The 13,979-nt window shown below is 47.3% G+C and carries 13 protein-coding genes and 1 tRNA gene; 9 read left to right on the forward strand and 5 right to left on the reverse strand.

Features of this window, described 5'->3' with window-relative positions; translation table 11 throughout:
• Positions 1 to 42: 42 nt before the first annotated feature.
• Positions 43 to 1,278 (forward strand): multifunctional CCA addition/repair protein, encoded by a 1,236-nt coding sequence (locus tag L4C42_RS06820; protein ID WP_353497103.1) that lies wholly within the window; start codon positions 43 to 45, stop codon positions 1,276 to 1,278.
• Here L4C42_RS06820 and L4C42_RS06825 read toward each other — a convergent pair.
• The 3 genes from L4C42_RS06825 to folB are packed head-to-tail and all read right to left on the reverse strand — an operon-like array spanning position 1,252 to position 2,910.
• Positions 1,252 to 2,055, reverse strand: coding sequence for an undecaprenyl-diphosphate phosphatase (locus L4C42_RS06825; protein WP_353497104.1), 804 nt, complete (start codon positions 2,053 to 2,055; stop codon positions 1,252 to 1,254). The genes L4C42_RS06820 and L4C42_RS06825 overlap by 27 nt on opposite strands.
• A 16-nt stretch (positions 2,056 to 2,071) precedes the next feature.
• On the reverse strand, positions 2,072 to 2,554 hold the full coding sequence (gene folK, locus L4C42_RS06830) for a 2-amino-4-hydroxy-6-hydroxymethyldihydropteridine diphosphokinase (RefSeq protein ID WP_353497105.1): 483 nt from the start codon (positions 2,552 to 2,554) through the stop codon (positions 2,072 to 2,074).
• On the reverse strand, positions 2,551 to 2,910 hold the full coding sequence (gene folB / locus L4C42_RS06835; RefSeq protein WP_353497106.1) for a dihydroneopterin aldolase: 360 nt from the start codon (positions 2,908 to 2,910) through the stop codon (positions 2,551 to 2,553). The genes folK and folB overlap by 4 nt, the downstream gene beginning before the upstream one ends.
• A 106-nt stretch (positions 2,911 to 3,016) precedes the next feature.
• Here folB and plsY point away from each other — a divergent pair, with 106 nt between their 5' ends.
• Entirely contained in the window at positions 3,017 to 3,613 is a 597-nt protein-coding gene (gene plsY, locus L4C42_RS06840; RefSeq protein ID WP_353497107.1) for a glycerol-3-phosphate 1-O-acyltransferase PlsY, read from the forward strand.
• Positions 3,614 to 3,673: 60 nt separating this feature from the next.
• Here plsY and L4C42_RS06845 read toward each other — a convergent pair whose 3' ends face one another.
• Together L4C42_RS06845 and tsaD are read right to left on the reverse strand one after the other, a co-directional pair.
• A complete protein-coding gene (locus L4C42_RS06845) occupies positions 3,674 to 4,486 on the reverse strand; it encodes an alpha/beta fold hydrolase (protein ID WP_353497108.1) in 813 nt (270 codons plus the stop codon).
• Between the two features lie 132 nt (positions 4,487 to 4,618).
• Positions 4,619 to 5,638: a tRNA (adenosine(37)-N6)-threonylcarbamoyltransferase complex transferase subunit TsaD gene (gene tsaD / locus L4C42_RS06850; protein ID WP_338165347.1), complete on the reverse strand. Its 1,020-nt coding sequence runs from the start codon at positions 5,636 to 5,638 to the stop codon at positions 4,619 to 4,621.
• Positions 5,639 to 5,879: 241 nt separating this feature from the next.
• Here tsaD and rpsU point away from each other — a divergent pair, with 241 nt between their 5' ends.
• The 7 genes from rpsU to L4C42_RS06885 all read left to right on the forward strand — a co-directional run bounded on the left by rpsU (position 5,880) and on the right by L4C42_RS06885 (position 13,896).
• A complete protein-coding gene (rpsU, locus tag L4C42_RS06855; RefSeq protein ID WP_001145625.1) occupies positions 5,880 to 6,095 on the forward strand; it encodes a 30S ribosomal protein S21 in 216 nt (71 codons plus the stop codon).
• Between the two features lie 27 nt (positions 6,096 to 6,122).
• Positions 6,123 to 6,566: a GatB/YqeY domain-containing protein gene (locus L4C42_RS06860; RefSeq protein ID WP_353497109.1), complete on the forward strand. Its 444-nt coding sequence runs from the start codon at positions 6,123 to 6,125 to the stop codon at positions 6,564 to 6,566.
• A gap of 81 nt (positions 6,567 to 6,647) precedes the next feature.
• Positions 6,648 to 8,414: a DNA primase gene (gene dnaG, locus L4C42_RS06865; RefSeq protein WP_353497110.1), complete on the forward strand. Its 1,767-nt coding sequence runs from the start codon at positions 6,648 to 6,650 to the stop codon at positions 8,412 to 8,414.
• Between the two features lie 100 nt (positions 8,415 to 8,514).
• Positions 8,515 to 10,368 (forward strand): RNA polymerase sigma factor RpoD, encoded by a 1,854-nt coding sequence (gene rpoD, locus L4C42_RS06870; protein WP_353497111.1) that lies wholly within the window; start codon positions 8,515 to 8,517, stop codon positions 10,366 to 10,368.
• A gap of 142 nt (positions 10,369 to 10,510) precedes the next feature.
• Positions 10,511 to 10,586: transfer RNA gene (locus L4C42_RS06875), tRNA-Ile, on the forward strand.
• Positions 10,587 to 10,788: 202 nt separating this feature from the next.
• Positions 10,789 to 11,484, forward strand: coding sequence for a VC0807 family protein (locus L4C42_RS06880; RefSeq protein ID WP_353497112.1), 696 nt, complete (start codon positions 10,789 to 10,791; stop codon positions 11,482 to 11,484).
• A 729-nt stretch (positions 11,485 to 12,213) separates the two neighbouring features.
• Positions 12,214 to 13,896: an ABC transporter substrate-binding protein gene (locus L4C42_RS06885; RefSeq protein ID WP_353497113.1), complete on the forward strand. Its 1,683-nt coding sequence runs from the start codon at positions 12,214 to 12,216 to the stop codon at positions 13,894 to 13,896.
• Positions 13,897 to 13,979 lie beyond the last annotated feature (83 nt).

Below are 13,979 nucleotides of genomic sequence, written 5' to 3' on the forward strand. Positions count from 1 at the left end.
CACAGGAATGCCAACGGCTAAGTAGTAAAAAGGGGAGCCAATTTGCAAGTCTATCTTGTTGGGGGCGCAGTACGCGACCAGTTGCTTAACATTGAAGTCTATGACAAAGATTGGGTCGTGGTTGGTGCCACACCTGAGCAAATGTTGACACAAGGCTACCAAGCGGTTGGCAAAGAGTTTCCGGTTTTTCTTCACCCAAAAACCAAACAAGAACACGCACTAGCCCGCACTGAGCGTAAGTCTGGCAATGGTTACACTGGTTTTGAATGCTTTTCATCACCCGATGTGACGCTAGAGCAAGATCTGATGCGCCGCGATCTCACCATCAACGCCATCGCTCAAGATGATCAGGGTAATCTTATCGACCCCTATCATGGCCAAGCCGATTTAGAACAACGCGTGCTAAGGCATGTCTCTCCTGCATTTAGTGAAGATCCGCTGCGTGTATTGCGAGTGGCACGATTCGCAGCCAAACTGGCGCACCTCGGCTTTCACGTCGCTCCTGAGACTATGGCGCTGATGCAAGAAATGGTTGAACAAGGTGAACTGGCGTATCTGACCGCCGAGCGCGTGTGGCAAGAATGGCATAAATCTCTCACGACCTCGTCTCCGGAGGTTTTTCTCGACATTCTGCATCAATGTGGCGCGCTCAAGGTGGTGCTTCCAGAACTAGACGCACTATTTGGCGTCCCACAACCAGAACAATGGCATCCAGAAATCGACACCGGCATTCACACCCTCATGGTGGCTAAGCAAGCCGCCAAGTTGAGTGAACAAACAACGGTTCGATTCGCCGCTCAGGTGCATGATTTAGGTAAAGCGCTAACCCCAAAAGAGGAATGGCCAAGCCACAAACTGCATACCCACACTGGCCAGAAAGTGATTAAAGCGCTGTGCGCGCGAGTGCGAGTTCCGAATGACTATCGCGACTTGGCGCTAGCGGTCTGTGCCCAGCACTCCAATGTCCACCGTGCCTTTGAACTCAAGCCAAGCACGTTCGTGAAGATTTTCGCCAAGCTGGATGTGTGGCGAAAGCCAGAAAAGCTAGAGCACGTTCTACTGTGCTGCCAAGCGGATCATCAGGGAAGAAAAGGACTCGAGAATGAAGCCTACCCGCAAGCGGCGCGCTTCAGGCTTGCCTACCAAGCCGCCATTAATGTGGATGTACAATCCATCATTGGCGATGGCTTTAAAGGTAAGGCGATAAAAGAAGAGCTCGACAAACGCCGAGCTCAAGCAATAGAACAGGTTCTAACTCATCAGCAAGAAGGCAAATAGACCGAAACCTAGAATCAATCGATAGATCACAAACGGTGTCATGCCCATGCGTGAAATCAGCTTCAGGAAGAAGTGAATGCAGATGTAGGCACTCACAAATGACACCGCAATGCCAGTAAGCAAGAAGCCAACATGGATAGGCTCAGTGCCAGTCGCCAGCTTAAGGCCTAGGTACGCGCCCGCCAATGTAATGATTGGGATTGACATCAAGAATGAGAAACGCGCTGCGGCTTCACGCGTAAAGCCAAGATAAAGCGCTGCAGTAATGGTTGCGCCAGAGCGTGACGTGCCCGGAATAATCGCCATCGCTTGTGCTAGACCAATAAACAAGGCTTTTTTCCAGCCCGCTTGATACTCGTCATCCGCTAGCTTGGCGTTTTTATCCACCCACCAAAGCAGTAAACCAAATACGATCGTCGTGGTCGCAATGACATAGGCACTGCGCAGATAAAGCTCAATGATGTCTTTCATCAGTAAACCAAAGATACAGGCGGGAATCGTCGCTAGTACGATCATCCACGCCAACTTGGCTTCTTTGCTGCGCTCACCCTTGAAAATCGAACCAAACAGGGCGCTGAATAAGGTCACTACTTCCTTACGGAAATAGATCACCACTGCGGCCAACGTGCCCACGTGTACGGCGACATCAAAGGCTAACCCTTGATCTTCCCAGCCCAAAATGGCGGAAGGCAAAATCAAGTGAGCCGAGCTAGAGATAGGCAAGAATTCGGTAAACCCTTGCACCAGTGCCAAAATAAAGGCTTCAAAATAACTCATGTTTAACTACTACCAACTAAAATTGAAAATCGATTCTTTTCAGCGAGTCCACATCAGACATGGTCTCTAAGATCTGTTTTATGGTTCGTCCGTCTTGAGGAATCACCAACTGCGGGTCGAGATCATACAGCGGCTGTGTGACAAAGGAATATTTAAATATATCTTCGCGAGGTAACAGCGGTTTTTTTTGTGAGATTTCTTTTCCGTACAACAATATATCCAGATCGAGCGTTCGATCTTGAAACTTTGCCGCATCAGCAGCGCGCCCCCACTTCACTTCAATATCTTTTAGCGCTGAAGACAATTCATCAAGGGCAAGCTCGGTATCGAGCCTCGCGACCATATTGAAAAACTCATTGCCCTCAAAACCAAACGACTCACACGCGTACACAGGCGACAACGCTAAGTTAACGCCAATAGTATTTAACTCTTGGTATGCCGCTTTGATGTGTTTCTCGCGCTCCACATTGGTGCCAATGCCAATGTAGGTAGTGATCATGCCTGACCTCGTTCAATCACTACGCCAACGCCTTTCGCTTGTGGCACTGCACCAGGTTTCGCCAAGCGGATTTTGACCCATGGCACATTGAATTGCTTTTGGATAATGGCAGCGACTTCTTCCGCTACACGCTCAACCAGCAAAAAGCGGCCATTTTCAATGTGATTCAACACCGCTTCGCTCACTTTGGAGTAATCTAAAGCATCGGCAACGTCATCGCTTTTGCCTGCTGGCGCATTGTCGTGTGCCATCTCAATATCAAGAATAAGCTTTTGTTTAATCTCTTGTTCCCAGTCATACACCCCAATGGTAGTGATCACTTCGAGCTGCTCAATGAATACTTTATCCAATGCCATGATTTGTCCTTTGATTAGAGGTCGGATACCCATTTGTCGGGAAAAAACGTACTATTTTCGTTATGATATCAGTCCCTATGGATAATTTCTTGCGAAAAGGACACCCATGACACTAATAGCACTTGCTATGATCATCGCAGCATACTTACTCGGCTCTGTGTCGAGCGCCGTGTTGATCTGTCGTCTACTGCGCCTTCCTGATCCAAGAACGGTCGGTTCTAATAACCCGGGCGCGACCAATGTCCTGCGCACCGGCGGCAAAGGCGCAGCACTCTCCGTTTTGCTGTGTGACATGCTCAAAGGCACCATTCCTGTTTGGGCAGGTTACTACTTAGGAATCGATGCAGTAGTACTTGGCGTGATTGCCATTGCCGCTTGTCTTGGGCATATGTACCCACTGTTTTTCCACTTCAAAGGTGGCAAAGGGGTAGCGACAGCACTTGGCGCTATTGCTCCGATAGGTTGGGATCTCACCGGCCTAATTACCGGAACCTGGCTGTTGGTTGCGGTTTTATTTCGCTACTCCTCTCTCGCGGCCATCGTAACGGTACTTATGGCGCCAGTTTACACTTGGATGGCACGCCCTTTATTTACTCTACCTGTTGCGATGTTGAGTTGTCTTATTCTGCTCAGGCACCATCAGAATATTCGCAGGTTGGTTGAAGGCACAGAGCCGAAGCTAGGTAAGAAGAAAACGTCGTAGCGTTCCACTTTCAAAAAAAGAGCAGCCTGTGGCTGCTCTTTTAGTATTTGTAGATAGCCACTAGGCATGCTGCGATAAAAACTCTGTCAACATCGCCGTCACGTAGTCAGGTTGCTCTAGATTACTGATGTGCCCTGCTGACGGGATCACGTTGATCGAACTGCCTGTGATCAGATCATTCATCAAGTATGACTCAAGCACTGGACGAGGTTTATCCTCAGCGCCTACTGCGATCAATGTCGGTAGTGCGAACTTTTCAATGTCATCACACAAATCGCGGCGACCGAATACCATGCGACCGATTCGTGCCACTTGTTCTGCCTGCTCACCAGACAGAGCAGCCAGCTTAGCTTCAAAGCTCGCGACAAGTTCCGGATTATCCTGCGTAGCATTACTGGCGAAGAACAGAGGAACGACCGCCTCTACAATTGGAGCGGGTACCATTTTAAGCTCAGCAATCGTGGCCAGCATTGAGAAGTATTTGGCGTGCGCTACTTCTGGCTCCAGACCAACAAACGTATCCATCAGCACCAAACTTTTGACTCGTGCCGGTGCTAATGCTGTGAGCTCTGAGCCCCACATACCACCAACCGATAGGCCAACAATTGAAAATGTTTCAATACCAAGATCATCCATCAAAGCAAGCAGGTGCTTTGCATAATCCGTAAGATTACCCATTGACGCAGGTGCTGCTTGCGACTCTCCGTGAGCCCATAAATCAGGAACAATACAGCGATAGTGCTGGCTAAGCGCGTCAATTTGCGGCTGCCACATCTGGCTGTCCCACAAATAACTGTGGCCTAACAGAATAACCGGGCCTTCGCCGACATCCTGATACGCCATAACTTGTCCTTCAATCGTAAATTGCTTCATGTCACTCTATTCCCTAATCAATAATAACCAATACGTTGCTAACCCAGACTCTAGCACGGTCTGTCAGTCACAGACTTTAGGAGTTTTGTGAAAAAATGTCATTAAAAAAGGCCACTTACGTGACCTTTATGGTTAGCCTTTGATCGGGCTTAGCTGATCAATCGGCCAGCGTGGTGTCGCCTCTACCGAAAGCTCAGCGGCTTCACCATTTTTCAAACGCTGCATACCCGCATAGGCAATCATTGCACCATTGTCAGTACAAAACTCGGTACGTGGGTAGTAGACTTCACCGCCCATCTTGTTGGCTAACGCTTCTAGCTCTTTACGCAAGAAACGGTTAGCACTCACGCCACCAGCAATCACGATGCGTTTCATACCGGTTTGCTTAAGTGCGCGCTTACACTTGATCGCTAACGTCTCACATACCGCTTCTTGGAACGCATAAGCGATATCAGCACGAGTTTGCTCACTATCATCGTTGGCAGCAATGGTATTTGCGGCAAACGTCTTAAGACCGGAGAAGCTCATGTCTAGGCCGGGACGATCCGTCATCGGGCGCGGGAACTTAAATCGGCCAGGTGTGCCTTTGTCCGCAAGCTTAGACAGCAGCGGACCTCCTGGGTAATCCAGCCCCATCAGTTTTGCCGTTTTATCAAACGCTTCACCTGCCGCATCATCAATAGACTCACCAAGGATCTGATACTCACCGATGCCTTTCACTTCAACGATCATGCTGTGACCACCAGACACCAATAGAGCTACAAATGGGAATGGCGGTGGATTGTCTTCTAGCATAGGGGCTAAAAGGTGGCCTTCCATATGGTGAACCGGTACCGCAGGCACACCCCAAGCGTAAGCGATGCTGCGGCCGATTGTCGTACCCACTAATAATGCTCCAACCAAACCCGGACCTGCGGTATACGCCACGCCATCGATGTCTTTAGGAGTAAGATCCGCGTCCGCAAGTGCTTTTTTGATCAACGGGATCGTTTTTTTCACGTGATCGCGTGATGCTAATTCAGGAACCACACCGCCGTAATCCGCGTGCAGTTTTACCTGGCTGTAAAGTTGATGAGATAGCAGTCCCTTCTCATCGTCATAGATTGCGATGCCAGTTTCATCACAAGAGGTTTCAATACCTAGAATGCGCATATTGTTCTCGACTTATTTCGAAATTGGCGCAATATTACCGCGTCATGGGCTCGCAAACAAATTTTGTACAAGAGATAGGCGACAAAGTACTTTACAAAGCCCTAGCGATCGGATTAAAATTCCGCACCATTTTTGATCTAGCTGGTTTTACGCTTAGAACAAAGGGCTCAAGCATGAACTCTTAGTACTAACCAAAAAGCGCCAGCATTAATGAACAGTTAACCCCTGAGGTGAAAGGCATATGCCAGTAGTTAAAGTACGTGAAAACGAACCGTTCGACGTTGCACTACGTCGTTTCAAGCGCTCTTGCGAAAAAGCAGGTATCCTTTCTGAAGTGCGTCGTCGTGAGCACTATGAAAAACCAACTACAGTTCGCAAACGCGCTAAAGCAGCAGCTCAAAAGCGTCACGCTAAGAAGCTAGCTCGCGAAAACGCTCGTCGCGTTCGCCTGTACTAATAACTAGGTTCCAATAGGATTTTAGTTATGGCTCTGATTGATAAACTCAAAGACGAGCAAAAATTAGCGATGAAAGCCAAGGACAAATTGCGCCTTGGTACTATTCGTTTAGCCTTAGCAGCCGTCAAGCAACGTGAAGTCGACGAACAGATTACTCTGGGCGACGATGACATTCTTGCTGTGCTGACTAAAATGGTTAAACAGCGTCGCGATTCTGTCACGCAATTTGAAGCAGCAGGTCGTCAGGATCTCGCTGATGCTGAGCAAGCTGAAATTGCCGTACTTGAGGATTTTATGCCTCAACCACTGACCGATGATGAAGTTGCAGCACTAATCGATAGTGCCATTACCGAATCTGGTGCAGCGGGCATGCAAGACATGGGTAAGGTAATGGGCGTGCTTAAGCCTCAAATTCAAGGCCGTGCAGATATGGGTAAGGTAAGTGGTCTAGTTCGCGCTAAACTCGCTTAACCGCCCAACCAAATTGCAGCAAGCCGTGCTATCCTTTGGAACGCACGGCTTGTTTGTATCTCTCTCTTGTAAAAAGGTTTTATGGCAGGAAAAATCCCTCGTAGCTTCATTGATGACCTTCTCGCTCGACTTGATATTGTCGACGTCATTGACACGCGCGTAAAACTAAAAAAACAAGGCAAGAACTACGGTGCTTGCTGTCCTTTCCACAACGAAAAGACCCCTTCTTTCAGCGTCAGCCAAGAGAAACAGTTCTACCATTGCTTTGGCTGTGGTGTGCATGGCAACGCCATCGACTTTCTCATGGAGTACGAACGTCTCGAGTTCGTTGAAGCTATTGAAGAGCTGGCATCATCGTTGGGTTTGGATGTTCCAAGAGAGCAGCAAAGTGGACAACCGGGTAATTTCTCCAAAGGGCCTACCGCCAATAGCGAACAAAAACGATCTTTGTATGATCTAATGGGAACGATCGGTCAGTACTATCGCGATCAACTTAAAGTTTCCACCAATAAAGTCGCTATAGAGTATCTGAAAGGCCGCGGGCTCTCTGGAGAGATTGTCCAAAAGTTTGGTATCGGCTACGTCGCTGACGAATGGGACAGTGTACGTAAAAACTTTGGTCAGCAAAAAGCGACGCAAGACATGCTAGTGTCCGGCGGCATGCTGATTGAAAACGACAAGGGGAATCGTTATGACCGTTTTCGCGGTCGTATTATGTTCCCGATCCGTGACCGACGCGGACGAGTGATTGGATTTGGTGGGCGCGTTTTAGGTGACGGCACACCAAAGTACCTCAACTCACCAGAAACACCGATCTTTCATAAAGGCAAAGAGCTTTATGGACTCTATGAGGTACTGCAAGCATATCGCGAGCCGCCTCAGGTTTTAGTTGTCGAAGGCTATATGGATGTAGTCGCTCTAGCCCAGTATGGCGTTGATTATTCTGTCGCCTCACTCGGTACATCGACCACAGGCGATCACCTTCAAGTTCTGTTTCGCCAAACCAGCACCGTAGTGTGTTGTTACGATGGTGACCGAGCGGGTCGTGATGCCGCTTGGCGTGCAATGGAAAATGCATTGCCCTACCTCAATGATGGTAGGCAATTGAAGTTCATGTTCCTACCGGATGGGGAGGATCCTGACTCATTCATTCGCCAACATGGCAAAGACGCGTTTGAAACAGCAGTGCAAAACTCGATGCCTCTGTCAGAGTTTATGTTCACCTCACTGATGCAGCAGGTGGATACCCGAACCAAAGAGGGCATGGCAAAGCTCAGCACGTTAGCGGTGCCACTTATCGACAAAGTGCCTGGTGGTACATTGCGACTATACTTGAGAGAGCTGCTCGGCCGTAAGTTGGGCTTGGTTGATGAAAGGCAGCTTCAACAGCTTATTGACAAGCAAGGTCGGCAAGAAACGCGAGCTCAGCCTCATAAAGAAATCAAACGCACACCAATGCGTGAAGTCATCGCTCTACTTTTGCAAAATCCGAGCTATGCTGAAATGGTACCTGATTTGTCCACAGTGAGAGACTTATCACTGCCTGGACTTAATTTATTTGTGGAAGTGGTTGATAAATGTCAAGCACATCCCCATATGACTACAGGCCAGCTATTAGAACAATGGCGTGGAAGTAGTAATGAGGCACTTCTGTCTCGTCTCGCAAGTTGGGTAATTCCACTTGACGATGACAACCAAGAAGACGTATTTATCGATTCATTGGACAAAATACTGTCTCAATGCATTGAAAAGCAAATTGAAAACCTGCAGGCCAAAGAAAGAAGTGTCGGCTTATCAGTCGAAGAAAAACGGGAGCTGCTAGCCTTAATGCTAGACTTAAAAGCGTAACCCAATTCAGTTAGTCAGCAACGAATAAATTTGTTAATATTAGTGGTTTGCATTTCGCATACTAAAATTCCTTCACCAGATCTTAAGTTGGATATCGTCTATGGACCAAAATCCGCAGTCACAGCTGAAGCTACTTGTCATTAAGGGCAAGGAACAAGGCTATCTGACCTACGCAGAAGTAAATGACCACCTACCTGAGGAAATCGTCGATTCCGAACAGGTAGAAGATATTATTCAGATGATTAATGACATGGGTATTAAGGTAGTAGAGACTGCTCCTGATGCTGATGACCTTGCACTGAATGATGACAACAACATTACTGATGAAGATGCAGCCGAAGCCGCTGCAGCTGCACTTTCCAGCGTTGAAAGTGAAATCGGTCGTACTACTGACCCCGTCCGCATGTACATGCGTGAAATGGGTACCGTTGAGCTATTGACTCGCGAAGGCGAGATTGACATCGCAAAACGCATTGAAGATGGTATCAACCAAGTTCAAAGCTCAGTGGCAGAGTATCCGGGTACTATCCCTTATATTCTCGAACAGTTTGACAAAGTACAAGCGGAAGAACTTCGCCTAACTGACGTTATCAATGGCTTCGTAGATCCAAACGAAGATGAAACAGCGGCGCCTACGGCTACGCACATCGGCTCTGAACTGTCTGAATCCGACCTTGAAGACGAAGACGAAGAAGATGCAGAAAGTGATGACGACTCAGATGATGAGGAAGAAGAAGATACAGGTATCGACCCTGAGCTTGCTCTAGAGAAATTCACTGCGCTTCGCAATACTTACCAAGATCTGCAACTTGCGGTAAACGAGTTTGGTTACGATAGTCCTCAAGTAGCGAAGTCTCATGAGCTTGTTCAAGAAGTATTCCGCGAGTTCCGTCTAACGCCGAAACAGTTCGATTACCTAGTGAACGAATTGCGCACGTCGATGGATCGTGTACGTACTCAAGAGCGCCTGATCATGCGTCAAGCGGTTGAGTACGGCAAAATGCCGAAGAAATCATTCATTGCCCTATTTACGGGCAACGAATCAAGCGAAGCATGGCTTGACGAAGTATTAGCATCAGACAAGCCATACGCAGAAAAGATCAAGCGCTACGAAAATGACATCCGCCGCTCTATCCAGAAGCTGGACATCATCGAAGAAGAAACGTCGCTTTCGGTTCAAAACATCAAGGACATCAGCCGTCGTATGTCTATCGGTGAAGCTAAAGCTCGCCGCGCGAAAAAAGAGATGGTTGAAGCAAACTTACGTCTGGTAATCTCAATCGCGAAGAAGTACACCAACCGTGGTCTACAGTTCTTGGATCTGATCCAGGAAGGTAACATCGGTCTGATGAAAGCGGTAGATAAGTTTGAATACCGTCGCGGTTACAAGTTCTCGACCTACGCAACATGGTGGATCCGTCAGGCTATCACGCGTTCAATCGCTGACCAAGCTCGTACGATCCGTATCCCTGTGCACATGATCGAGACGATCAACAAGCTAAACCGTATCTCTCGTCAAATGCTTCAAGAAATGGGTCGTGAGCCACTTCCTGAAGAGTTGGCAGAGCGTATGCAAATGCCTGAAGATAAGATCCGCAAAGTACTGAAAATCGCTAAAGAGCCAATCTCTATGGAGACACCAATCGGTGACGACGAAGATTCGCACCTAGGTGATTTCATCGAGGATACCACGCTAGAACTGCCTGTAGACTCAGCAACAATGACAAGTCTACGCGTCGCAACGAAAGACGTTCTAGCCGGCCTAACACCTCGTGAAGCGAAAGTACTGCGCATGCGCTTTGGTATCGATATGAACACTGACCACACTCTAGAAGAGGTTGGTAAGCAGTTCGACGTAACGCGTGAGCGTATCCGTCAGATCGAAGCAAAAGCACTGCGTAAGCTGCGTCATCCAAGCCGCTCAGAAACACTGCGCAGCTTCCTTGACGAGTAATCGCATCAAGCTTTAACAAAAAGGTGAGCACTAGCTCACCTTTTTTGTATCTACCGGGTTTAAGTGACTAAAAAGCAAGCGCAATTAGCCTACACTGCATCTAGACACTCGCGCAGCCTTCCCCTATAATCATCCACCTATTGGCCCCTTAGCTCAGTGGTTAGAGCAGTCGACTCATAATCGATTGGTCCGCAGTTCAAGTCTGCGAGGGGCCACCAAATTCTAGAAAGGCGCATGGAGTAATCTATGCGCCTTTTTTACATCTCTAACGTAATAACACGTGTTCTTGCGGCATTAACCATGTCTCATTTTATACGTCGTTACACATCTTACGCGTTTAATGCTTTACTTCTGTTATCAAGCGATGAACACTGCGCTGTAGAAAACAAAACAGTAACAACTTAGAGTCAGCACACTATTATGAGCACCACAACGGCGAAAAAGTCGAATCCCCTATTTGAGATCCTATTCAACGTATTTATCCCCTCTTTCATTCTGATGAAGTTTAGTGGTGATGAGCATCTAGGTACTGCGATGGCGCTGGTTGTCGCTCTGCTGTTTCCTGTGCTCTACGGCGCAATGGATCTGATCCGTAATAAGAAGTTTAACTTTATTGCCGCCCTGGGCTTTGTCAGCGTGCTTCTAACCGGTGGTATTGGTCTTTTGGAGTTAGATACTCGCTGGTTAGCACTAAAAGAAGCGCTAATTCCGGGTTTGATTGGTCTAGCTGTGCTGGCCTCTACATTCACGCGCTATCCAATGATGCAGAAACTGCTTCTCAACGATACTGTACTCAACCTGGCACTGATCAATGAGCGCCTAGAGCAAAGCGGTAAAACGCAAGCATTTGAACGCTGTCTAATGTCATCGAACTACTTATTCGCCAGCACGTTCGCATTTTCATCGGCGATGAACTACTTCCTTGCAACCTGGATAGTTACTAGCCCAGCAGGTACAGCGGCATTTAACGAAGAATTGGGCAAGCTGACCTTATACAGCTACCCGGCTATCGCGATCCCTAGCATGCTTATGATGATGGGTATTTTCTACTATGTATGGCGTCAAATCCGCGCCTTCACTTCACTGGAAACTGAGCAGATTTTCCACACTAAGTAACGGCTCTACAAATCACGACAAAGCCTGAGTACATTTAGTACCTCAGGCTTTTTTATACGCTCCACACGACATTGTGCGGGTTGCATTGGCTTTCTCATATACTCACTTGCAACCACGGCAATTGACGTTTTGCTCGCACCTTTCCTCACCTTCATAAAAGAGAAAACAAACGCGCACAGCGATACCTCACCGTAAAATTTAGCGGCGTAAAATAAGCTTTCTATTGTTAAGTAATGGCAGAAAATACATCATCATTTATTGCTATTTACGTACCATCTACGATGAAACTTCACCAGTTTGCGATAGTCATCACAACAAATCGACCATCCTAGTTTTCAAAGTAAATTAACGAGTCAAACTGGCAAGTGATCCTTGTCAACATTTGTCGCTAGAACTCCGAAACCATGAATAGAAAATTATCATATTGATAGTAAGCACTTACACACAATCATAATTTAAGCTCAGCAAGTGACGTAGGTCACCGTCCTAAGTTGATTAAAAACCCGTCAAAAGCCACTGTTTTTAACGTTTTTGACAGTGCTCGTTATTATTTTGACGTTTTTAACGGAGAGCGTAATTGATAAATTGTGCTTTAAGGTGTTTTCTTAGTAACGCCTAAGGCCTACAGGCCACTCTTTAGGAATGATTGAAGAGGTAGGCTTTAGCAACCATGTGAGAGGGAAGCAACTGGTCTCTCTGTGAAACAAAAGCAAATAGTAAGGAATAGCTATGCTTGCGCATATTAAAAAAACAGCACTAGCGACAGCAATTATTGCAACCGCAGTTACAGGTTTTAGCTCTGTAGCGACAGCCGCAGAACGCAGCGAACTGACTATCCACCCTAAAGAGTTCAATACCTTTGTACGTAACTTCAACCCATTCTTGGGTACGACCTACTTGCACACAACAACCGACTTCCTATACGAGCCGCTTGTTGTTTTTAACGAAATGCATGGCAATGAGCCAGTATTCCGTTTAGCAGAAAACTTCACTATCGCTGATGACCTAATGTCAGTGACCTTTGATATCCGCAAAGGCGTGAAATGGTCTGACGGTGAAACGTTCGATGCGGACGATGTGATTTTCTCCTTCAAGCTTGTTCAAGAGAACTCAGCGCTTGACCAAAGCGGTATCAACTCTTGGGTATCTAAAGTTGAGAAAATCAACGACTACCAAGTGAAGTTCTACGCGACAGAAGCTAACTCTAACGTTCCATATGAAATCGTTAAGGTACCTGTTGTTCCTGAGCACATTTGGAAAGACGTGAAAGAACCAACAACGTTCCTAAATGAGAACCCAGTTGGCTCTGGCCCATTCACAGTAATCGACACGTTCACTCCTCAGCTATACGTTCAATGTCGTAACCCGAACTACTGGGATAACGATAACCTAGAAGTTGACTGTCTGCGCGTTCCACAAATCGCGAACAACGACCAGTTCCTAGGTAAAGTCGTTAACTCTGAAATGGACTGGACGTCGTCATTCATTCCAGACATTGACCGCACTTACGCTGCAGCATCACCTAACCACCAGTACTGGTACCCACCATCAGGTACTCAAGCGTTCCTAGTGAACTTTAAGCACAAAGATCCAGTAAAAGCGGAAGCACTAAGCAACGTTGATTTCCGCCGTGCATTCTCTATGGCTCTTGATCGTCAAACTATCATCGACATCGCATTCTACGGCGGTGGTACAGTGAATGATTTCGCATCAGGCCTAGGTTACGCATTTGCGACTTGGTCTGACGAAACAACGCACAACAAGTACAAAGGCTTTAACACGTACGACGTTGAAGGTGCTAAGAAACTGCTTGCTAAAGCGGGCTTTAAAGATGTAGATGGTGACGGCTTTGTTGACACTCCATCTGGTAAGTCATTCGAGCTTCTAGTTCAATCACCAAACGGCTGGACTGACTTTAACAACACAGTTCAACTTGCGGTAGAACAGCTTGCTGAAGCTGGCATCAAAGCAAAAGCACGTACACCAGACTTCTCTGTGTACAACCAAGCAATGCTAGAGGCTAACTACGACGTAGCGTACACCAACTACTTCCACGGTTCAGATCCACACAAGTACTGGAACACAGGTTATAACTCTGCGCTTCAAGCGGGTGATGGGATGCCACGTTTCGCAATGCACTTCTACCAAAATGCAGAGCTAGACAAGCTTCTAAACAGCTTCTACAAAACAGCAGATAAAGGTGAGCAGCTAGAAATCGCTCATGGCATCCAGAAGATTATCGCTCAAGATCAGGTAACAATTCCTGTCATGTCTGGTGCTTACATGTACCAGTACAACACAACTCGCTTTGCGGGCTGGTGGAACGAGCAAAATCCTAAGGGTCGTCCAAACATCTGGGCAGGTATCCCAGAGCGTCTACTTCACGTACTGGACCTAAAACCAGTTAAGTAAGTAAACACAAACTAAAAGCGGTACGTCCGTACCGCTTTCCTCCCCCAAACGTGATTTATAGATACGTGGCGCTCGTCGTCAGG

Source organism: Vibrio wakamikoensis (genome assembly GCF_050337275.1).
GTDB lineage: Bacteria > Pseudomonadota > Gammaproteobacteria > Enterobacterales > Vibrionaceae > Vibrio > Vibrio chaetopteri.